Raw genomic sequence first — 21514 nt, forward strand, 5'->3', positions numbered from 1 at the left:
TCAGCCGCCGGTGTGGCTCATGTGACGGGTCATCTGGCCTGCAACCTCCTGCCGGGAATAATCAAAATCGTGTCCGCGTGGCTTGTCGCCGATGGCGGCACGGATTGCGGTTTCCAGATGGCCGCTGCCTTCGGGATGGGCGCGCAAGGGCGCACGCAGGTCGGCTTTGCCCTCCTGGCCGAGGCAGGTGTAGATCTCGCCGGTGCAGGTCACGCGCACGCGGTTGCAGCTTTCGCAGAAGTTATGCGACAGCGGCGCGATAAAGCCGATCTTCTGGCCCGTCTCCTCCAGCCGCACATAGCGGGCGGGGCCGCCGCTGCGTTCGGCCAGGTCGGTGACGGTATAATGCCGCTCATACTCGGCCCGCAGGTCCTTCAGCGACCAGTACTGGCCGATACGGTCCATGGCGCCGATGTCCTCGCCCATGGGCATCACCTCGATCCAGGTGAGGTCCATGTCGCGCTCAGCACACCAGCGGGTGATTGCGGGCAGCTCTGCCTCGTTGAAGCCTTTCAGCGCCACCGTGTTGATCTTGACACGCAAACCCGCCTTTTGCGCCGCATCTATGCCCTTCAACACCTGTGCGAGGCGGCCCCAGCGGGTGACATCCGCAAATTTCTGATCGTCCAGCGTATCGAGCGAAATATTCACCCGGCGCACCCCGGCGGCGTAAAGGTCATCGGCGTATTTCGCCAGTTGCGAGCCGTTTGTGGTCAGCGTCAGCTCCCTGAGCGCGCCGGTGTCCAGGTGGCGGCTCATGGCGTCGAAGAAGGTCATGATGCCGCGGCGCACCAGCGGCTCACCACCGGTGATGCGCAGTTTCTCCACCCCCAGCCGGATGAAGGTGGAACACAGCCGGTCCAGCTCCTCCAGTGTCAGCAGGTCTTTCTTGGGCAGAAAGGTCATGTTTTCCGACATGCAGTAGACGCAGCGGAAATCGCAACGGTCGGTGACCGAGACACGCAGGTAAGTGATTGCGCGGGCAAAGGGATCGATAAGCGGAGCCGTCATGAGTCCTAGGTAAAGGCGGCCACTGTCCGCGGCAAGGGGGCATGATGTTTTGTGACTGGCAAACTGTTTCGCGCAGGGCTAGGGTCGCGGCATGCGTATGACAGTCATTTCCCTTGCTTCGATTTCCCTGCTGGCGGCCTGTAACAGCCTTCAGCTCAATTCTCAGATTTTGGGCGGTCAGGCCTCCGTCCCGGCGCAGGAGGCCGGGCAGGATGCTGTGTTGGACCCTGCTCCTGGCGTTGATGTGGCAGAGGCCGCGCCGCTGGCGTCCGATGCGCCTTCGTTCCGCGGCTCGGCCACCACCGTGGCCTCGCTGGGTGATCCGTCGCTGCCGGGCCTGTGGATGGAGACCCCGCTGGTCGCGAGCGAGCAGCAGGCGCTGGTGCGCTCCGACCGGAACACGCAGGTGGTGCTGACGCTGAAACCATTGCCCGCCGCGGCCTCAGCCGGTAGCCGCCTGTCGATCGGCGCGATGCGGGCATTGGGGCTGCCGTTGACCGAAGTGGTCGAGGTGCAGGTGCTGCCGGCAGGTTGATCCCTACTGGCACATGGGCCGGGCCGCAGGCGGGCCCGGCTGTTTCCAGCTTATGATGCGACCTTCAGATATTTGCCTGCTTCCTTACGGGCAAAGCTCTTCATGGTCTCACCATGTTCGGCAAGAAAGGCGCGGGTCCGGGCCGCGTCATGTTTGCTGAGATCGCGCAGCCACCAGGCCACGGCTTTCTGCATGAACCAGTTCCGATCCGCCACATAGGCTGCCGCCCAGCCCAGGATTCGCTCGCGGCGCGCCTGGTCCGCGGGCTTCAGATTGTTCATCTTGGCCCAGGGCAGGGTGGCCACCAGCGCGGCGCGACGGCTCCACATGTGATCTGACGCGGTCCAGTCTGCCACCACCTCCAGCCGTTCCGGATCGGCCTGTAGCCGCTTGGCGATGGCGGTGCAGGCGTGATCGGAAATCGCCCAACTGTCGAATTGCGAAAGCCAGCTTTGCAGCAGCTCCCAGACCGGCGCGTCATCCTTGATACGGGCCTGAGTCAGCAGTTTGGCGGCGCTGATGCGGGCTTCGAAGATGTCCGTGTCCCACAGGGCGCGGGCCAGATCCACACGCGCGTCAACGTCCAGCGACTGTCGCCAGGACTTTGTCATCGCGTTGATCGCGGGATTGGGCACGCCCAGCACCGCGCGTGTCTGTTTGTGATAGGCGGTCATCTGCTCGGCCCGACCTGGTTCGGCCTGAGTCTTGAGCTGGTCGAGCGCGTCCTCCAGTGGCAGGGCGCTCATTCCACGGTTACCGATTTGGCCAGGTTGCGTGGCTGGTCCACGTCAGTGCCCTTGGCGACCGCTGTGTGATAGGCCAACAGCTGCGCCGGGATCGCATAGAGGATCGGACTCAGCGCTTCCTTGACGGCGGGCATGCGGATGGCCTGCCAGACATCCTCACCGGCCGCCGCCAGGCCCGCCTGATCCGAGATCATCAACACCTTGCCCTTGCGCGCCAGAACCTCTTGCATGTTGGAGACGGATTTGTCGAACAGGCTGTCATGCGGGGTCAGGACCACCACTGGCATGTTCTTGTCGATCAAGGCGATGGGCCCGTGCTTCAGCTCGCCGCTGGCATAGGCTTCGGCGTGGATATAGCTGATTTCCTTCAGCTTCAGCGCCCCCTCCAGTGCCAGCGGGAACATCAGTCCGCGGCCCAGGAACAACACGTCGCGGGCCTCGCTGACCTTTTGTGCCGCCTGGCGGATCGCGTCGTTCTGTTCCAGCGCGGCAGACAAAATGTTGGGCAGCCCGCGCAGGGCGGTGGCGTAGTCGGCCATGCCGGCGCTGCTCAGATGGCCGCGGTCGCAGGCGGCTTTCAGCGCCAGGGACAACAGAACCGTCAGCTGGCAGGTGAACGCCTTGGTCGAGGCCACACCGATTTCCGGCCCGGCAAAGATCGGCAGCGCCAGATCGCTTTCGCGCGCGATGGAGCTTTCGGGGACATTGACCACCGACAGGATCCTGTCCGCCTTGTCGCGGCAATAGCGCAGCGCCGCCAGCGTGTCGGCGGTTTCCCCGGATTGCGAGACGAACAGCGCTGCGGTCTTGGCCGGGATCGGCGGCTCGCGGTAGCGGAACTCGGAGGCGATATCGACCTCGACCGGCAGGCGGGCGATCTGCTCGAACCAGTACTTCGCTGTCAGGCAGGCATAATAGGCGGTGCCACAGGCGACCATCGTCAGCCGCTCCAAACGCGCAAAATCGACGCCGTCGCCGGGCAGGCGCACGGCGTCCTCCTCGACCGGCAGGTAGTGGCGGATGGCTTCGGCAATCACATGCGGCTGTTCGGCAATTTCCTTGGCCATGAAGTGCTTGTGGCCGCCCTTGTCGACCCGGGCGGAGTCGATCTGGATCGTCTTGGTGGCGCGGTTCACCAGGGATCCCTCGGCATTTCGGATCTCTGCGCCTGCGCGGGTGACCACGGCGCGGTCGCCTTCCTCCAGATAGGTGATCTGGTCAGTCAGCGGTGCCAGCGCAATCGCGTCGGAGCCCACAAACATCTCGCCGTCGCCATGGCCAATGGCAAGCGGAGAGCCTTTGCGGGCGGCGACGATCAGGTCGTCCTGCCCCTCGAACAGGAAAGCCAGCGCAAAGGCGCCCTCCAGTCGGTCCAGTGTCTTGAAGGCCGCCTCGACCGGCGCCAGCCCCTGTTGCAAGTGGCGTTCCGTCAACAGCGCGACGGTCTCGGTGTCGGTCTCGGTGCGGAACTCCAGCCCGCAGTCCAGCAGTTCGGCGCGCAGGTCTTTGTAGTTTTCGATGATGCCGTTGTGGACCACAGCGACTGCGCCCGCGCGGTGCGGGTGGGCATTGGTGACGGAGGGGGCGCCATGGGTCGCCCAGCGGGTGTGACCGATGCCGGATTTGCCGGCCAGTGGTTCATGCACCAAGAGGTCCGACAGGTTCACCAGCTTGCCCACCGCGCGGCGGCGCGCCAGCGTGCCCGCGCTCACGGTGGCAATGCCCGCGCTGTCATAGCCCCGGTATTCCAGCCGTTTCAGCGCCTCGACCAGGATCGGGGCGGCCTCGTGATTGCCCAGTACGCCGACAATTCCGCACATTACTTGGCTTCCTTCTGCATCCGGGCTTTCTTGGCGCGCAGCATGTCCATCAGCTTGCGCGCGCGGCCGGGTTTGTTGGTCTGTTCGGCGCGGCCGATTGCCAGGTCGCCGTCGTCAACGTTCTTGGTCACCACCGCACCGGTTGCCGTCATCGCCTCGTTGCCGACGCGGACCGGCGCCACCAGCATGGTGTTCGAGCCGATAAAGGCCCGCGCGCCGATCTCTGTGCGGTGCTTCAGCACCCCGTCATAGTTGCAGGTAATCGTGCCCGCGCCAATATTCGTGGCTTCGCCCACCGAGGCGTCGCCGATGTAACTAAGGTGGTTCACCTTGGCGCCCTCGGCAATCTCGGCGTTCTTGATTTCGACGAAATTGCCGATGTGGGTGTTCTCTGCCAGCTCCGCGCCGGGGCGCAGGCGGGCATAGGGGCCGACCTTGGCGCCGCGGCTGACGTGGCAGCCCTCAAGATGCGAGAACGCCCGGATCAGCGCGCCGCTTTCCACCGTGACACCGGGGCCAAAGACCACGTTGGGCTCAATCACCGTGTCGCGGCCGATATGGGTGTCAAAGGCGAGATAGACGGTGTCCGGCGCCATCAGTGTCACACCCAGATCCAGCAGGTCTGCGCGGGCGCGCGCTTGAAACACCGCGTCCGCCCGCGCCAGATCCGCACGCGAGTTGATGCCGAGCGTCTCGGCCTCGTCGCAGGCGACGGCAGTGACGGATTTGCCCTTGGCGCGGGCCAGTTCCACCAGGTCCGTCAGGTAGTATTCGCCGGAGGCGTTGTCATTGCCAACATCGGAGATCAGGTCGAACATCGCCTGGGCGTCGCAGGCCATCAGGCCCGAGTTGCAGAAGGTGATGGCGCGTTCTTCCTCGCTGGCGTCCTTGAACTCAACAATCCGCTCCAGACTGTCGCCGTCCATCACCAGGCGGCCATAGCGGGCAGGGTCAGCGGCCTCAAACCCAAGGATGACCAGATCGGCGCGCTGGCGGGCCGCGATCATCCGCTCCAGCGTTTCAGCGCTGACAAAGGGCGTGTCGCCGTACAGCACCACCACATCGCCCGAAAACCCGTCCAGCGCGGCGCGGGCCTGATCCACCGCATGGGCGGTGCCCAGCTGCTCCTCTTGCAGCACCACCTCGGCATCGGGGTCAATGTCCGCGACCGCTTTGCGCACTGCCTCCGCCCCGTGTCCGGCCACGATGATGGTGCGCGCCGGGTCCAGCGCGCGGCCTGCGGCCACGGCGTGTTCCAGCATTGGCGCCTGCGCAATCGGGTGCAACACTTTGGGAAGGTCGGAGTTCATCCGGGTGCCTTTACCGGCTGCCAGAATGACAAGGGCAATGCTCATGGTCGCTTTTCTCTTTGTCTTTTATGCTCTCCCGTTTTATCCGCTGAGGGGCAGGGCGCAAGGGAGCGTACCATCAAACAAGGTTGCGGGCTGCAACATCCGGTAGCGGAAACGCGCCGAAACGGGCCGGGAGGGCAGGACATGCGGACGGTGATCTTTGATCTGGACGGTACATTGGCGGATACCTCCGGTGACCTGCTGGCGGCGGCCAATGCCTGTTTCCGGCAGATGGGGCTGGGCGATGTGCTGACCCATCCCCAGGATGCCGGTGCCGCCCTGCGGGGCGGCCGCAGTATGCTGACGGCCGGGTTGCAGCGGGCGGGACAGTTCAACGCGGCAACGGTGGATGAGTTCTACCCGGTGCTGCTGGAGTCCTACCGCGATGCGATCAGCCTGCACACGGTCCTGTATCCCGGCGCAATGGACGCTGTCGAGGCGCTGAAGGTGGCCGGTTTCCGGGTTGGCATCTGCACCAACAAACCCGAAGCACTGGCAGATCAGTTGATGCGAGATCTGGGCGTTCGTGATGCGTTTGCCTCTCTTGTGGGGGCCGATACGCTGCCGGTGCGCAAACCCGACCCGGAACCGCTGTTCGAGGCCGCGCGCCGCGCAGGCGGCGATCCGGCGCGGTGCCTGCTGGTGGGCGACAGCGACACCGACCGCAAGACCTCTGCCGCGGCCGGGGTGGCCTCGGTTCTGGTGACCTTTGGCCCGTCCGGCGATGACATGGCCGCGTTGCAGCCCGAGGCGTTGCTGCATGACTTCGGCGATCTCGTGGATATCGCATCGCGGCTGTTGCCCTGACAGCATCGTCAGGCGCGCGCGGCTTGCCTCTTGACCCTTGCGTGGTCGCGGCTCAGAAACGCGGTATGAGCGAGATTTTTTCCGGGTCTTTCACCCAGCAGGAACCTATCCCCGAAGACGCCATCGAGGCGGCGCTGGCCGTGCTGCGCCATGGCCGTCTGCATCGGTATAACGTTGCGGAGGGTGAGGTCGGTGAAGTGGCGCTGCTGGAGCAGGAGTTTGCCGCCCAGATGGGGGCGAAATATTGCCTCGCGGTGGCCTCTGGCGGCTATGCGCTGGCGACCGCGCTGCGGGCTGTCGGGGTGGGGCAGGGTGACACGGTGCTGACCAACGCCTTTACCCTGGCACCGGTGCCGGGGGCGATTGCCGCCGTAGGCGCGCAGCCGATATTTGTCGAGGTGGCCGAAGATCTGACGCTGGATTTGGATGACCTGGCGGCCAAGGCCGATCAGGCCAGGGTGCTGATGTTGTCGCACATGCGCGGTCACCTGTGCGACATGGAGCGGCTGATGCAGATCTGCGACGCAGCAGGCATCACCGTGATCGAGGACTGTGCCCACACCATGGGAGCGTCCTGGAACGGGGTGCCCTCGGGCCGTCATGGGCGGGTGGGCTGCTATTCCTGCCAGACCTACAAGCATGTGAACTCCGGCGAGGGGGGGCTGCTGATTACCGACGATGCCGACGTCGCCGCCCGCGCCATCATGCTGTCGGGGTCCTACATGCTGTATGGTCGCCATCTGGCCGCGCCGGAACCTGAGGTGTTTGAACGGGTAAAGTATGAGACCCCCAATATTTCTGGCCGGATGGACAATCTGCGCGCCGCCATTCTGCGCCCGCAGCTGCGCAATCTAGAGGCCCAGGTGCAGCGCTGGAACGAACGCTATCGCATCCTGGAGGACGGCCTGCGCGACACCCCCGGGTTGACGGTGGTGGAACGCCCCGCGCCGGAGCTCTATGTCGGCTCCTCCATCCAGTTTTTGCTGCTGGACTGGGCAGAGGACGCGGTGCAGGCGGTTCTCAGCCGCTGCGCCGCACGTGGGGTGGAACTGAAGTGGTTCGGCGTGCCGGAACCGGTGGCCTTTACCTCGCGCTACGACAGCTGGCGCTACGCAGACACGCCGCGCCTGCCGCAAAGCGACCGGATCCTGGCCGGTATCATCGACATGCGGGTGCCGCTGACCTTCAGCCCGGAGGATTGCGCGCAGATTGCCCGCATCATCCGGGCCGAGGTCTCAGCCGTTCATCAGTCGGGCTGATACAGCGGCACCGTCGAGATCGCCACCTTGGCAGACCCATCCGTCAGCTCGGCGGCGTGGGCGACATAGATCAGCGTTTGGTTGGCTTCGTCGAAAAGGCGCTTCACGCGCAGCGATTTCAGGATGATGGAGCGCGACTGGCGGAACACGTCCTCGCCGTCCTCGCTGCGGTCGATGTCGCCGAGCGTGATCGGCCCGGTCTGACGACAGGCCAGCGAAGCGTTCGAGGGGTCTTCGAACCAATTACCCTTGGACAGGCGGTCCAGCAGGCCGCGCTCGAAATAGGCAACGTGGCAGGTGACGCCCGCGACCTTGGGATCGGCGATGGCTTCGATCACGATATCATTGCCCACCCAGTCAACGCCAATCTGTCCCACCTCCTCGGCCAAAGCGGGCGGGCTCAGCAGGCAGGCTGCGGCGACCAGGGCGGGTGTCAGGTGTTTCATGCGATGCTCCTCAGGTTTGCGGGTGCGGCTGTCCCGGCAAACATACGCGCAAATCCGGCAAATGGATCCCCGTTGCCTGCGCTGTCGCACCAATCAGCGCGTGCGGCATGGAACCGTTGCGACCCGGCGACGTTATAGCTGCACAACGGCGCATCGAAGGCGCCTGATACCGAAGAGAACATTGAGGAGAACATTATGTTTACGCCGAAGCTCGCCATGACCGCATCTGCACTGGCCCTGGTTGCTGCACCGGTATGGGCAGGCGCACAGGTGCAGGCCGTGACCGATCTGAACCTGCGGACGGGCCCGGGCCCGCAGCACGAGATCGCCGCCGTGATCGCCGCAGACGGCGCTGTTGACCTGCAGGGTTGCCTGGAAAAATCCAACTGGTGCAAAGTGGCTTACGAAGGCACCGAGGGGTGGGCCTATGGCGAATACCTCACTGATGCGGTTGCCGATACCTTTGTGCCGGTGGTGTCCCGGGACAGCCAGGTCACAGTCGAGACCGTAACCTATGACCCCGTGGGCGAGACCGATGAAGAAATGGGCGCCCTTGGCGGGGCCATCGCGGGCGGTCTGATCGCAGGCCCGGCAGGGGTGCTTGCCGGTGCGCTGGCCGGTGCCGCCGCAGGTGAGGCCGCCGTCCCGGATGAACGCGTGGTGACCTACGTGCGCAGCAACGAGGTCGAGCCGATCTATGTTCAGGGCGAAGTTGTGACCGGCGTCATCGTTCCGCAGGAGGTCCAGTTGGCGGACATCCCGGACTCGGATTATCGCTATGCCTATATCAACGGCCTGCCGGTGCTGGTCGAGGCCGAGAACCGCACTGTCATTTATGTCGTGCGCTGATAAGGATGACAGGCAAGGAACATCGGGCGGCCAATCGGCCGCCCGTTTTCGTTTCGCCAGGTCCTGGCACCGGGCAGGGGATGATTGACGCGAATCGAGCGGTGGTCTATTGAATTGAACAACTGTTCATATAATGGCCGTACCTGCGGGAGGATATGCGGATGTTCAATGCAAGCATGACGTTTGATCTGGGCGAGGACGTGAACGCGCTGCGCGACATGATCCACCGCTGGGCGCAGGACCGGGTTCGCCCGATGGCGCAGGAGATCGACCAGAAAAACGAATTCCCGGCCGAACTGTGGCAGGAGATGGGGGAGCTGGGCCTTCTGGGCATCACCGTGCCGGAGGAATTCGGCGGTGCGGGCATGTCCTATCTGGCGCATACGGTCGCGGTGGAGGAAATCGCGCGGGCCTCTGCCTCGGTCTCGCTGTCCTACGGCGCGCATTCCAACCTCTGCGTCAACCAGATCAAGCTGAACGGCAACGCCGAGCAGAAGGCGAAATACCTGCCGCGGCTGATCTCGGGCGAGCATGTCGGCGCCTTGGCGATGTCCGAGGCGGGCGCGGGCTCTGACGTGGTGTCGATGTCCCTGCGCGCGGAGAAGCGCAATGACCGTTTTGTGCTGAACGGCAACAAATACTGGATCACCAACGGCCCTGATGCCGATACGCTGGTGGTCTATGCCAAGACCGATCCTGATGCGGGCTCCAAGGGCATCACCGCCTTCTTGATCGAGAAAGAGATGAAGGGGTTCTCCACCTCCAAGCATTTCGACAAGCTGGGCATGCGCGGCTCCAACACCGCTGAGTTGGTGTTTGAAGACGTCGAGGTGCCGTTTGAGAACATCCTCGGCGAAGAGGGCAAGGGTGTGCGCGTCCTGATGTCCGGCCTGGATTATGAGCGCGTGGTGCTCGCGGGCATCGGCACCGGCATCATGGCCGCCTGCATGGACGAAATGATGCCCTACATGAAAGAGCGCAAGCAGTTCGGCCAGCCGATCGGGAACTTCCAGCTGATGCAGGCCAAGATCGCGGACATGTACACCGCGATGAACACCGCGCGCGCCTATGTCTACGAAGTTGCCAAATCCTGCGACAAGGGCACGGTGACGCGCCAGGATGCGGCGGCCTGCTGCCTTTATGCCTCTGAGGTGGCGATGACCCAGGCGCATCAGGCGGTGCAGGCCTTCGGCGGTGCGGGTTACCTGTCCGACAACCCGGTGGGCCGCATCTTCCGCGACGCCAAGCTGATGGAGATCGGCGCCGGCACCTCGGAAATCCGCCGCATGCTGATCGGCCGCGAGCTGATGGGCGCGATGTAAACATGCACCCCGCGCGCTGCTGTGAAGGCCGGTGCGGGGAGCAAAGCCGGATAACGTGAGGTCGGAAACGGTGCGTGCCGCCGCGGGTCCCAGCGATCGGATTGTCTGCTGCGGCGCGTTTCGCGCCCCGCCGCGGGCAAGCCGACCCGGGCAAAACGCATTGCAGGACGGTGAGACGATGCAACAGAATGGCGAACTTCCGGGGCTGACAGCCGAGGGCGGCTGGGATCTGCCGCCGCGGCTGAACATGGCGGCGCAATGCCTGTCGCACCCGGCGGGTGCCTTGGCGCTCATCGACATGACCGGCCCTGCGCGCCGCGACATCCGCCACGGCGTTCTTGCCGCGATGGTGGACGGTCTGGCGCGCTATCTGCTGACCCGCATTCAGCCCGGCGACCGGGTGGGGGTCCTGCTCAGCCAGTCGCCCTGGTGCGCCGCCGCGCATCTGGCGATCTGGAAGACCGGGGGCATCTCGGTGCCGCTGTTCAAGCTGTTCAAACGCGACGCGCTGGCCTCCCGCGCGGGCGACGCGGGCGTGCGCTTTGTTTTCACCGATGCCGAAGGCGCGGAGCTGTTGGGTGATCTGGCCGAGGCCGTGATGGCCGAAAGCGCCGGGATCGACGGCGCGCCGGTGCCGTTTGCCGACACCGCGCCCGACACGCCTGCCGTGCTGATCTACACCTCCGGCACCACCGGCAGCCCCAAGGGCGCGCTGCACGGCCATGGCATGCTGACTGGCCACCTTCCTGGGGTTGTCCTCAGCCACGACCATCTGGGCCAGCCGGGCGATGTGCTGTGGACCCCGGCGGACTGGGCCTGGATCGGCGGGCTGTTTGATGTGCTGATGCCGGGCCTTGCGCTGGGCGTACCGGTGGTGGCGGCGCGGCTTGATAAATTCACGCCTGAGGCCTGCGCCGCGCTGATCGAACAGGCGGGTGTGCGCAACATCTTCTTCCCGCCCACCGCGCTCCGGATGCTCAAGGCAGCGGGGCAGGGGCTTCGGGCGTTGCGCTCTGTTGCCAGCGGCGGAGAGCCCCTGGGCGCAGAGATGCTCGCCTGGGGCAGGCGTCATCTGGGCGTCACCATCAACGAATTCTACGGCCAGACCGAATGCAACATGACGGTGTCCTCCTGCGGCGCCGATTTCCCGGTGCGCCCCGGCTGCATCGGCAAGCCGGTGCCGGGCCACGACGTCGCGGTCATCGATGCCACAGGTCAGCCTACGCAGGGCGAAGGCGACGTTGCGGTGCGGCGCGGTTCGGCCTCGATGATGCTGGAATACTGGAACCGTCCTGACGAGACCGCGGCCAAGTTCCGCCGCGACTGGTTGGTGACCGGCGACCGCGGCATCTGGGAGGGCGGCTATCTGCGCTTCGTCGGCCGCGAGGATGACGTGATCACCTCCGCTGGCTACCGCATCGGCCCGGCAGAGATCGAGGATTGCCTGATGACCCATCCGGCGGTGGCCACCGTGGGTGTGGTCGGCAAACCCGACAGCCTACGCACCGAGATCGTCAAGGCCTATGTGGTGCTGAAAGACGGGGCCGAGGCCTGCGAGCAGGAATTGCAGGACCACGTCAAGGCGCGGTTGGCGCATTACTCCTACCCGCGCGAGGTCGAATTCCTCGACGCGTTGCCAATGACGGTGACTGGCAAGGTCATCCGCAAAACACTGAAACAACGGGCGGCGACCGAATGACGGCGGCTGATGCGCAGGTGGCGCGAGCAGCGCCAACCGGAACCAAAGAACTCAACCCTATGACGGGAGAGCGGACATGAAACTCACATCCAAGGCGATGCCTTCCTCCGAAGGTTTCAAGCAAAACCGCGAGGCGCATCTGGCAGCCCTTGCGCAGATCAGCGAGGCGGCAGAGGCCGCGCGCATGGGGGGCGGCGAGAAATCCCGCGCCCGGCACGAATCCCGCGGCAAGATGCTGCCGCGCCGCCGGGTGGCGAACCTGCTGGATCCCGGCTCGCCCTTCCTGGAGGTCGGCGCGACGGCGGCGCATGGCATGTACGACGGCGCTGCTCCGGCCGCGGGTGTGATCGCGGGCATCGGCAGGGTCCACGGACAGGAGGTCATGGTGGTCTGCAATGACGCCACCGTGAAGGGCGGCACCTATTTCCCGATGACCGTCAAGAAACACCTGCGCGCGCAGGAGATCGCCGAGGAAAACCACCTGCCCTGCATCTACCTGGTCGACTCCGGCGGCGCCAACCTGCCGCAGCAGGACGAGGTCTTCCCCGACCGCGACCATTTCGGCCGCATCTTCTACAACCAGGCCCGGATGTCGGCCAAGGGCATCCCGCAGATCGCGGTGGTCATGGGCTCCTGCACCGCGGGCGGCGCCTATGTGCCCGCGATGTCGGACGTTACTATCATCGTGAAGGAACAGGGCACCATCTTCCTCGCCGGTCCGCCGCTGGTGAAGGCGGCAACGGGCGAGGTGGTTTCGGCTGAGGATCTGGGCGGCGGCGACGTGCACACGCGCCTTTCGGGTGTGGCCGACTACCTGGCCGAGGATGACGCCCACGCGCTGGCGCTCGCTCGCCGCGCGGTGCAATCGCTCAACATCACCAAACCGCTGACGGTGAACTGGGCCAGCCCGGAAGAGCCCGCCTATGACCCAGAGGAAATCCTCGGCGTGGTGCCGGGTGATCTGCGCACGCCCTACGATATCCGCGAAGTGATCGCACGGCTGGTCGACGGCTCGCGCTTTGACGAGTTCAAGCCGCGCTTCGGCGAAACCCTCGTGACGGGCTTTGCGCATCTGAAGGGCTGCCCGATCGGTATCATCGCCAACAACGGCGTGCTGTTCTCCGAAGCGGCGCAAAAGGGGGCGCATTTCGTCGAGCTGTGCAGCCAACGCAAGATCCCGCTGGTGTTCCTGCAGAACATCACAGGCTTTATGGTGGGGCGGAAGTATGAAAACGAAGGCATCGCCCGCCACGGCGCCAAGATGGTGACGGCGGTGGCGACCACCAATGTCCCAAAGGTCACCATGCTGGTCGGCGGCTCCTTTGGTGCCGGCAACTACGGCATGTCGGGCCGCGCCTATTCCCCGCGCTTCCTGTGGACCTGGCCGAACTCGCGGATCTCGGTGATGGGCGGCGAGCAGGCGGCGGGCGTGCTCGCAACGGTGAAACGCGATGCCATCGAGCGCCAGGGCGGCAGCTGGAGCGCCGAGGAGGAAGCCGAGTTCAAGCGCCCCACCATCGATATGTTCGAGGAGCAGAGCCACCCGCTCTATGCCTCGGCGCGACTGTGGGACGATGGCATCATCGACCCGCGCAAATCCCGCGACGTGCTCGCCCTGTCACTCAGCGCGGCGCTGAACGCCCCGATCGAAGAGACCAAGTTCGGCGTCTTCCGGATGTAAGCGCCGCGCGCTTCTTCTGGCCAGAAATATCCCGGGGGTCCGGGGGCGGCGCCCCCGGTCCAGCGATCCAGACAAAGGACCAACCCCATGTTTGACAAGATCCTGATTGCCAACCGCGGTGAAATCGCCTGCCGTGTGATGGACACCGCCCGTGCCATGGGTGTGCGCACCGTGGCGGTCTATTCCGACGCCGATGCGGCGGCGAAACACGTGGCGCTGGCGGATGAGGCCGTGCATATCGGCGGCCCGGCCCCAGCCGACAGCTACCTGAAGGGGGATGAGATCATCCGCGCCGCGCAGGCCACCGGCGCCCAGGCGATCCACCCGGGCTACGGCTTCCTGTCGGAGAACCCCGATTTCGTCGAAGCGGTGGAGGCCGCGGGCCTCACCTTCATCGGCCCCTCGGCGGACGCGATCCGCAAGATGGGCCTCAAGGACGCTGCCAAGGCGTTGATGGAGAAGGCGGGCGTGCCGGTGGTTCCCGGCTATCACGGCAGCACTCAGGACGCCACGTTCCTCGCTGAGGAGGCGACGAAGATCGGCTATCCGGTGTTGATCAAGGCGGTGGCGGGCGGCGGCGGCAAAGGCATGCGGCTGGTGGAAAACCCCGCTGATTTCGCCGATGCGCTGGCCAGTGCGCAAGGCGAAGCCACAACCGCCTTCGGCAACCCCGATGTGCTGATCGAGAAATACATCCAGCAGCCCCGCCACATCGAGGTGCAGGTCTTTGGCGACGGCACCCACGCGGTGCACCTGTTTGAGCGCGACTGTTCTTTGCAGCGCCGGCACCAGAAGGTGATCGAGGAAGCCCCCGCGCCCGGTATGACGGCCGAAGTGCGCGCCGCCATGGGTGAGGCGGGCGTGCGCGCCGCCGAGGCGATCGGCTACAAGGGCGCGGGCACGGTGGAATTCATCGTCGATGGATCGAACGGTCTGCGCTCCGATGGTTTCTGGTTCATGGAGATGAACACTCGACTGCAGGTCGAGCACCCGGTCACCGAGCTGATCACCGGCGTCGATCTGGTGGAATGGCAGCTGCGCGTCGCTGCGGGCGAAAGCCTGCCTGTAAAACAGGAAGACCTCAGCATCTCTGGCCACGCCTTTGAGGCACGGCTTTATGCCGAGGACGTGCCTGCGGGCTTCTTGCCTGCCACCGGGACGCTTACCCATCTGGCCTTCCCATCCGGCTGCCGCGCCGACAGCGGCGTGCGGGCGGGCGACACGATCAGCCCTTGGTATGATCCAATGATCTCCAAGGTGATCGTCCATGGTTCCACACGCAAGGTGGCACTGTCGCGGCTGGCGCGCGCTTTGGAGGACACAGAAGTTGGCGGCACCGTCACCAACCTTGCCTTCCTCGGCGCGTTGGCCACGCATGAGGGCTTTGCAAACGGAGAGGTCGACACCGGGCTGATCGCCCGCGACCTCGACGCGCTGACAGCGGCTCCCAAGGCGGAGCTGCGACACAAGGCGGCAGCCGGCATGGTGGCGCTGGACCTGATGGAGGCGGAGGCTGACACCGGCTTCACCCTCTGGGCGCCCTTGCACCGGGCGGTGACCCTCAGCCACCGTGGCGAGGTTTTCGAGGCCGACGTTCAAGTGGACGGTCCGGACCGCCAGCTCTGGACCGTGGACGGCGAAACCGTTCTGGCCGAGCGCAGCCAGGGCCAGTGGCGCATCGGCGAACGCCGGATGCCTGCGGTCTCGCGGTCGGGTGCGCTGCTCACCGTGCATGATGCCTATGGGCTGGAGTTCTCCGTGATCGACCCGCTGGAGCGCGATGCGGTCGCCGGTGGGGATCTGAACGTGATCGAAGCGCCGATGCCGGGGCTGGTCAAGGCGGTGTTCACCGAAGCCGGGCAATCGGTGAAAGAGGGCGACCGGCTGGCAGTTCTGGAGGCGATGAAGATGGAGCATTCGCTGCTGGCGGCGCGCGACGGGGTGGTGGCAGAGGTTCTGGCCTCTGCTGGCGATCAGGTCGAAGCCGGGGCTGCGCTGGTGCGGCTGGAAGACGATGGCGGCTGATGCGTCTCCGCGGGCGGCTTGGGTGCCGCTTGCGGTGCGCATATGAGTATTTTGGGAAAGATGAAGCCGGGAGGGCGTTCCATGGGCGAGTTTGTCGAGATCTTTGAGGTCGGTCCACGCGACGGGCTGCAGAATGAAAAACGCGAGATCCCGGTGGCCGAGAAGGTGGCGCTCACCGACTGCCTGAGCCGCGCGGGGTTCCGCAGGATCGAGGTGGCGAGCTTTGTCTCGCCCAAATGGGTGCCGCAGATGGCCGGAAGTGCCGAAGTGCTGGCAGGCATCACCCGCGCGCCCGGTGTGCGCTACGCGGCGCTGACACCGAACATGCGGGGCTACGCGGATGCGGTCGCGGCAGGGGCGGATGAGATCGCGGTTTTCGCCTCGGCCTCCGAGGGGTTTTCCAAGGCCAATATCAATGCCAGTATCGCCGAAAGCATCGACCGGTTCCTTCCCATCCTTGAGGCGGCGAAACAGACCGGCCTGCCGGTGCGCGGGTACGTGTCCTGCGTGACCGATTGTCCCTATGATGGCGCGGTGGCACCGGCGCAGGTGGCGCAGGTGGCCGCGCGGTTGTCCGCCTTGGGCTGTTACGAGGTCTCGTTGGGCGATACCATCGGTCAGGCCACCCCGGACAGCATCACCGCGATGCTCGCGGCGGTGACGGCTGAGGTGCCTGCGCAGAAACTGGCGGGGCATTACCACGACACCGCGGGCCGGGCGCTGGACAATATCGAGGCATCGCTGGCACAGGGCGTGCGAGTGTTCGACGCCGCCGTCGGCGGGCTCGGCGGTTGCCCCTATGCGCCGGGGGCGGCAGGCAATGTCGCCACCGAAGCGGTGCATGCGCGGCTTCTGGCGCTGGGATATGACACAGGGCTGGACGCCGCTGTGCTGGCTGAGGCGGCGGATCTGGCGCGCGCGATGCGCAATCCCAAGTAAATCGAAACAGGAGAAGCGGCATGTTCGAGACAATCACCCTGGAAACAGATGCTCGCGGCGTCTGCACCCTGACCCTGAACCGCCCGGACAAGCACAACGCCATGTCCGGCCAGATGCTGCAGGAGCTGATCTTGGCGGCGGGGCGTCTGGCGGCGGATGACACCGTGCGCGTGGTGGTGCTGACCGGCGCGGGCAAGAGCTTCTGCGCGGGCGGCGATCTGAACTGGATGCGTGCGCAGATGGATGCCGACGCAGAGACCCGCGGCCGCGAGGCGCGCGTTCTGGCGGAAATGCTGATGGCGCTGAACACCCTGCCCAAGCCGGTGATCGGCGCCATTCAGGGCAACGCCTTTGGCGGCGGTGTCGGCATGGCCTCTGTCTGCGATGTGGCCATCGGCGCGGACCATCTGAGGATGGGGCTGACCGAAACCAAGCTGGGGCTGATCCCGGCCACCATTGGCCCCTATGTGATTGCCCGCATGGGCGAGGCGCGGGCGCGGCGGGTGTTCATGTCGGCCCGTCTGTTTGGCGCGGCGGAGGCGGTGGATCTGGGACTGCTGGCCAAGGCCGTGCCCGCAGAGCAGCTGGCGGAGGCCGTGGAGGCCGAGGTGGCGCCCTATCTGGCCTGCGCGCCCGGTGCTGTGGCCGCGGCCAAGCAGCTGACCCGCGACCTTGGCCCGCGCCTGGACGATGCCGTGATCGACCACACGATCGCCGCGCTGGTGGAGCGCTGGGAAGGGGCCGAGGCGCAGGAGGGGATCAACGCCTTTTTTGACAAGCGCACCCCCGGTTGGCAGACCTAAAAACCGACATCCGCACGAGCTGTTCCAAGACCGGCAGCGGCCCTCGGGCGCTGTCGGTTTCCTATTAAAATACTAGGGTATTAGAAACTTGGCGTGACAGGGATTTTTCCTGTCACAAACCCGGCCTGATTAACCTTGCCTTAGTTGACGCTGTGGGGGTGGGGGAGTATGCACGATCCAAATCAACACGCCAATTGACGTCGCGCGGGAAACCGCCGGGGAAAGGAGCTGCTCTTGGAAGAGATGTTGAGGGAATACCTGCCGATCCTGGTCTTCCTGGCCGTTGCGGCAGGTTTGGGGCTTGTTCTCATCCTGGCAGCCGTGGTGCTGGCGGTGCGCAACCCGGACCCCGAAAAGGTCAGTGCCTACGAGTGTGGTTTCAACGCCTTTGACGACGCCCGCATGAAGTTCGATGTCCGGTTCTACCTGGTGTCGATTCTTTTCATCATTTTCGATCTGGAAATTGCCTTCCTCTTTCCCTGGGCCGTCGGTTTCAAGGATATGAGCGACCTCGGCTTCTGGTCGATGATGATTTTCCTGGGGGTGCTGACCATCGGCTTCGCCTATGAGTGGAAGAAGGGGGCGCTGGAATGGCAGTGATGACAGGAGCAAACACCGCTGGCGTGGACAAGGAAGTTGCCACCCAGGCGCTGAACGCGGAGTTGCAGGACAAGGGGTTTTTGCTGACCTCTGCTGAGGACATCATCAACTGGGCGCGTACCGGTTCCCTGCACTGGATGACCTTTGGTCTGGCCTGCTGCGCGGTGGAGATGATGCACACCTCGATGCCGCGTTATGACGCTGAACGGTTTGGCATCGCGCCACGCGCCTCGCCGCGCCAGTCGGACGTGATGATCGTGGCTGGAACCCTGACCAACAAGATGGCGCCGGCCCTGCGCAAGGTCTACGACCAGATGCCCGAGCCGCGCTATGTGATCTCGATGGGGTCCTGCGCCAATGGCGGCGGCTATTACCACTACAGCTATTCGGTGGTGCGCGGCTGCGACCGGATCGTGCCGGTTGATGTCTACGTGCCGGGCTGTCCGCCGACAGCAGAGGCCCTGCTGTACGGTCTAATGCAGCTGCAACGCAAGATCCGCCGCACCGGCACTTTGGTCCGCTGAGGCAGGGAGGCAAGCAAATGACGCAAGCGCTGCAAGAGCTGGGTGCCCAGATCGAGGCCAAACGCCCCGACTGCGTGGTGGCCTGGGACATCTCCTTTGACGAGCTGAACATCGACGTAGCCCCCGCCAACATCGCCGGGCTGGTCGAATTCCTGAAATCCGATCCGAACTGCAAGTTCTCGACGCTGGTGGATATCACCGCCGTGGACTACCCGGAGCGCGCCAAGCGGTTCGACGTGGTCTACCACTTCCTGTCGATGTACCGGAACCAGCGCATCCGCCTGCGCGCCGCGGTGCGCGAGGAAGAAATGCTGCCCTCGATCAATGATGTCCACCCCTCGGCCAACTGGTTCGAGCGGGAGGTCTATGACATGTTCGGCATCCTGTTCACCGGCCACCCGGACCTGCGCCGGATCCTGACCGATTATGGCTTCCGCGGCTATCCGCTGCGCAAGGATTTCCCGACCACCGGCTATACCGAGGTCCGCTATGACGATGCGCAAAAGCGCGTGGTCTACGAACCCGTCAAGCTGGTGCAGGAATACCGCCAGTTCGATTTCATGAGCCCTTGGGAAGGTGCCGAGTACATCCTGCCCGGTGACGAGAAGGAGGGCGCGAAATGATGGACGGTACCAGCTTGGAAGCCAAGTTCGACGACGGCAGCGTGGATGCGCTGAGCGGCGAACAGAAGATCCGCAACTTCAACATCAACTTCGGCCCGCAGCACCCTGCGGCGCATGGGGTTCTGCGTCTTGTGCTCGAACTCGACGGCGAGATCGTCGAGCGCTGCGATCCGCATATCGGCCTGCTGCACCGCGGCACCGAGAAGCTGATGGAAAGCCGCACCTACCTGCAGAACCTGCCCTATTTCGACCGGCTGGATTATGTGGCGCCGATGAACCAGGAACACGCCTGGTGCCTCGCGATCGAGAAGCTGACCGGCACCGAGGTTCCGCGTCGCGCTTCGCTGATCAGGGTGCTGTATTCCGAGATCGGCCGCATCCTGAACCACCTGCTGAACGTGACCACGCAGGCGATGGACGTGGGCGCGCTGACCCCGCCGCTGTGGGGCTTTGAAGAGCGCGAAAAGCTGATGATCTTCTATGAGCGCGCCTGCGGCGCGCGCCTGCACGCGGCGTACTTCCGCCCCGGCGGCGTGCATCAGGATCTGCCGGATGAGCTGATCGACGACATCGAGGAATGGGCGCTCGACTTCCCGCGCGTGCTGGACGATATCGACGGTCTGCTGACGGAAAACCGCATCTTCAAGCAGCGCAACTGCGATATCGGCGTGGTGACCGAAGAAGAGATCCAGCAATACGGCTTCTCCGGCGTCATGGTGCGGGGTTCGGGCCTCGCCTGGGATTTGCGCCGTGCGCAGCCCTATGAATGCTATGATGAATTCGACTTCCAGATCCCGGTGGGCAAGAACGGCGACTGCTACGACCGTTACCTGTGCCGGATGGAGGAGATGCGCCAGTCGCTGTCGATCGTCCGACAGGCGATCCACAAGCTGCGCGAAGCCACCGGCGACGTGCTGGCGCGCGGCAAGATCACTCCGCCCAAGCGCACCGACATGAAAACCTCGATGGAAAGCCTGATCCACCACTTCAAGCTCTACACCGAAGGCTTCCACGTGCCCGCGGGCGAGGTCTATGCGGCCGTTGAGGCTCCCAAGGGTGAATTCGGCGTCTATCTGGTGGCGGACGGAACCAATAAACCCTACCGCGCCAAGCTGCGCGCGCCGGGTTTCCTGCATCTGCAGGCGATGGACCACGTTGCCAAGGGCCACCAGCTGGCCGACGTCGCCGCCATCATCGGCACCATGGACGTCGTATTTGGAGAGATTGACCGCTAATGCTTCGCCGTCTGCATCCCGAACAACCCGACAGCTTCGCCTTCACGCCCGCCAACCTGGCCTGGGCCGAGGCGCAGATCACCAAATACCCCGAGGGTCGCCAGGCCAGCGCGGTCATCCCGCTTTTGTGGCGCGCACAGGAACAGGAAGGCTGGGTCACCAAACCCGCCATCGAGTATGTCGCCGACATGCTGGACATGGCCTACATCCGGGTGCTGGAGGTGGCGTCTTTCTACTTCATGTTCCAGCTGCAACCGACGGGTTCCGTTGCCCATGTACAGATCTGCGGCACCACGTCCTGCATGATTTGCGGCGCCGAGGATCTGATAGCGGTCTGCCGCGAGAAGATCGCCGCCAAGCCGCACATGCTGTCGGCGGACGGCAAGTTCTCTTGGGAAGAGGTCGAGTGCCTTGGTGCCTGCACGAATGCGCCGATGGCGCAGATCGGCAAGGATTACTACGAGGATCTGACCACCGATAGCTTTACCAAGCTGCTGGACGATCTGGCCGCGGGCAAGGTGGTGGCGCCGGGCCCGCAGAATGGCCGCTACGCGGCGGAGCCTCAGTCGGGCCTGACTTCGCTGGGCGAATATGACAGCGGCAAGACTCAGTACAACGCCTCTGTGCAGCTGGCCATGGACATCGCGGATGGCACCAAACGCATTCAGGGCGACGAGGTGCCGCTGCTGACCCCATGGATCGGCAAGGATGGCACCGTGGCGGGCCGCGAGGCTGCGGCGCAGCCGCCCAAGCCGCCGGCATCGCCTTTGCCTGCGGCGCAGCAGGCGGCCAAGGACGCGCCTGCCAAGAAGGCCAAGATCGCCAAATCCGGCGCGACCGAGCCTGCCTCGCCCGAAGGCGCCGCCGCCAAGGTGACCGAAGATGGCGCCGCTGCGGCAACGGAGGAACGCGCGCCGGAAACCTTGAAAGAGGCCCGCGGCGGCCTGCCAGATGACCTCAAGCTGCTCAAGGGCGTTGGTCCCAAACTGGAGGCGACGCTGAACGAGCTGGGGTTCTTCCACTTTGACCAGATTGCCGACTGGACCGAGCGAGAGGTGGCCTGGGTCGATGCGCGGCTCAAGTTCAAAGGTCGGATCGAACGGGATGGCTGGATCGAACAGGCCAAGCGCCTGGCGGTGGGCGATGAAACCAAATTCGCCAAACGCGCCAAGGACGAAGGCCTCTACAAAGACGACGAGGCGTAACCGGGGCGGCTCCGCTTGGGGCCGCTTTGGGAT

Annotated in this window: 20 protein-coding genes; 15 read left to right on the forward strand and 5 right to left on the reverse strand. The window is 64.8% G+C overall.

Annotated elements, in window-relative coordinates; genetic code table 11:
• Positions 1-1011: a GTP 3',8-cyclase MoaA gene (moaA, locus tag AC0IPL_RS09285; protein WP_474273870.1), complete on the reverse strand. Its 1011-nt coding sequence runs from the start codon at positions 1009-1011 to the stop codon at positions 1-3.
• 91 nt (positions 1012-1102) lie between these two features.
• Between moaA and AC0IPL_RS09290 the strand changes: the two genes are divergently transcribed.
• Entirely contained in the window at positions 1103-1546 is a 444-nt protein-coding gene (locus tag AC0IPL_RS09290; RefSeq protein ID WP_474273872.1) for a hypothetical protein, read from the forward strand.
• 50 nt (positions 1547-1596) lie between these two features.
• Here the strand turns inward: AC0IPL_RS09290 and AC0IPL_RS09295 are convergent, their stop codons facing one another.
• From AC0IPL_RS09295 to glmU, 3 genes are read right to left on the reverse strand one after another with little or no spacing between them, the layout of a single operon-like run.
• Positions 1597-2292 (reverse strand): DNA alkylation repair protein, encoded by a 696-nt coding sequence (locus AC0IPL_RS09295; protein WP_474273874.1) that lies wholly within the window; start codon positions 2290-2292, stop codon positions 1597-1599.
• A complete protein-coding gene (gene glmS, locus AC0IPL_RS09300; RefSeq protein ID WP_474273876.1) occupies positions 2289-4112 on the reverse strand; it encodes a glutamine--fructose-6-phosphate transaminase (isomerizing) in 1824 nt (607 codons plus the stop codon). Before glmS ends, AC0IPL_RS09295 begins: the two co-directional genes overlap by 4 nt.
• Positions 4112-5467, reverse strand: a complete 1356-nt coding sequence (gene glmU, locus AC0IPL_RS09305) for a bifunctional UDP-N-acetylglucosamine diphosphorylase/glucosamine-1-phosphate N-acetyltransferase GlmU (protein WP_474273878.1) — start codon at positions 5465-5467, stop codon at positions 4112-4114. The genes glmS and glmU overlap by 1 nt, the downstream gene beginning before the upstream one ends.
• Positions 5468-5608: 141 nt before the next feature.
• On the opposite strand from glmU, the gene AC0IPL_RS09310 reads away from it, so the two are divergent.
• Positions 5609-6271: an HAD-IA family hydrolase gene (locus AC0IPL_RS09310; protein WP_474273880.1), complete on the forward strand. Its 663-nt coding sequence runs from the start codon at positions 5609-5611 to the stop codon at positions 6269-6271.
• Between the two features lie 65 nt (positions 6272-6336).
• Positions 6337-7530 carry a DegT/DnrJ/EryC1/StrS family aminotransferase gene (locus tag AC0IPL_RS09315; protein WP_474273881.1) on the forward strand — a complete coding sequence of 398 codons (1194 nt, stop codon included), beginning with the start codon at positions 6337-6339 and terminating at the stop codon, positions 7528-7530.
• Here the strand turns inward: AC0IPL_RS09315 and AC0IPL_RS09320 are convergent.
• Positions 7518-7976: a CreA family protein gene (locus AC0IPL_RS09320; RefSeq protein ID WP_474273882.1), complete on the reverse strand. Its 459-nt coding sequence runs from the start codon at positions 7974-7976 to the stop codon at positions 7518-7520. The two genes, AC0IPL_RS09315 and AC0IPL_RS09320, sit on opposite strands and share 13 nt — an antisense overlap.
• 195 nt (positions 7977-8171) lie before the next feature.
• Here AC0IPL_RS09320 and AC0IPL_RS09325 point away from each other — a divergent pair, with 195 nt between their 5' ends.
• From AC0IPL_RS09325 to AC0IPL_RS09380, 12 genes are all read left to right on the forward strand, one after another.
• Positions 8172-8825: a DUF1236 domain-containing protein gene (locus AC0IPL_RS09325; protein WP_474273883.1), complete on the forward strand. Its 654-nt coding sequence runs from the start codon at positions 8172-8174 to the stop codon at positions 8823-8825.
• A 161-nt stretch (positions 8826-8986) separates the two neighbouring features.
• Positions 8987-10147, forward strand: a complete 1161-nt coding sequence (locus tag AC0IPL_RS09330; RefSeq protein ID WP_474273885.1) for an isovaleryl-CoA dehydrogenase — start codon at positions 8987-8989, stop codon at positions 10145-10147.
• Between the two features lie 178 nt (positions 10148-10325).
• Positions 10326-11846 (forward strand): AMP-binding protein, encoded by a 1521-nt coding sequence (locus AC0IPL_RS09335; protein WP_474273887.1) that lies wholly within the window; start codon positions 10326-10328, stop codon positions 11844-11846.
• Positions 11847-11922: 76 nt separating this feature from the next.
• A complete protein-coding gene (locus tag AC0IPL_RS09340) occupies positions 11923-13527 on the forward strand; it encodes a carboxyl transferase domain-containing protein (protein ID WP_474273888.1) in 1605 nt (534 codons plus the stop codon).
• Between the two features lie 87 nt (positions 13528-13614).
• Positions 13615-15552 carry an ATP-binding protein gene (locus AC0IPL_RS09345; RefSeq protein WP_474273890.1) on the forward strand — a complete coding sequence of 646 codons (1938 nt, stop codon included), beginning with the start codon at positions 13615-13617 and terminating at the stop codon, positions 15550-15552.
• Positions 15553-15633: 81 nt separating this feature from the next.
• Complete coding sequence (locus AC0IPL_RS09350) at positions 15634-16491, forward strand: hydroxymethylglutaryl-CoA lyase (protein WP_474273892.1); 858 nt, start codon at positions 15634-15636, stop codon at positions 16489-16491.
• 20 nt (positions 16492-16511) lie between these two features.
• Positions 16512-17294, forward strand: coding sequence for a crotonase/enoyl-CoA hydratase family protein (locus AC0IPL_RS09355; RefSeq protein ID WP_474273893.1), 783 nt, complete (start codon positions 16512-16514; stop codon positions 17292-17294).
• A 234-nt stretch (positions 17295-17528) separates the two neighbouring features.
• Positions 17529-17894: an NADH-quinone oxidoreductase subunit A gene (locus AC0IPL_RS09360; RefSeq protein WP_474273894.1), complete on the forward strand. Its 366-nt coding sequence runs from the start codon at positions 17529-17531 to the stop codon at positions 17892-17894.
• Complete coding sequence (locus tag AC0IPL_RS09365) at positions 17885-18418, forward strand: NuoB/complex I 20 kDa subunit family protein (RefSeq protein WP_474273896.1); 534 nt, start codon at positions 17885-17887, stop codon at positions 18416-18418. Before AC0IPL_RS09360 ends, AC0IPL_RS09365 begins: the two co-directional genes overlap by 10 nt.
• A gap of 17 nt (positions 18419-18435) precedes the next feature.
• A complete protein-coding gene (locus AC0IPL_RS09370; protein ID WP_474273898.1) occupies positions 18436-19041 on the forward strand; it encodes an NADH-quinone oxidoreductase subunit C in 606 nt (201 codons plus the stop codon).
• On the forward strand, positions 19038-20276 hold the full coding sequence (locus AC0IPL_RS09375) for an NADH-quinone oxidoreductase subunit D (RefSeq protein WP_474273899.1): 1239 nt from the start codon (positions 19038-19040) through the stop codon (positions 20274-20276). The genes AC0IPL_RS09370 and AC0IPL_RS09375 overlap by 4 nt, the downstream gene beginning before the upstream one ends.
• Entirely contained in the window at positions 20276-21481 is a 1206-nt protein-coding gene (locus AC0IPL_RS09380; protein ID WP_474273901.1) for an NADH-quinone oxidoreductase subunit E, read from the forward strand. The genes AC0IPL_RS09375 and AC0IPL_RS09380 overlap by 1 nt, the downstream gene beginning before the upstream one ends.
• Positions 21482-21514 lie beyond the last annotated feature (33 nt).

Source organism: Leisingera sp. SA32, assembly GCF_056033425.1.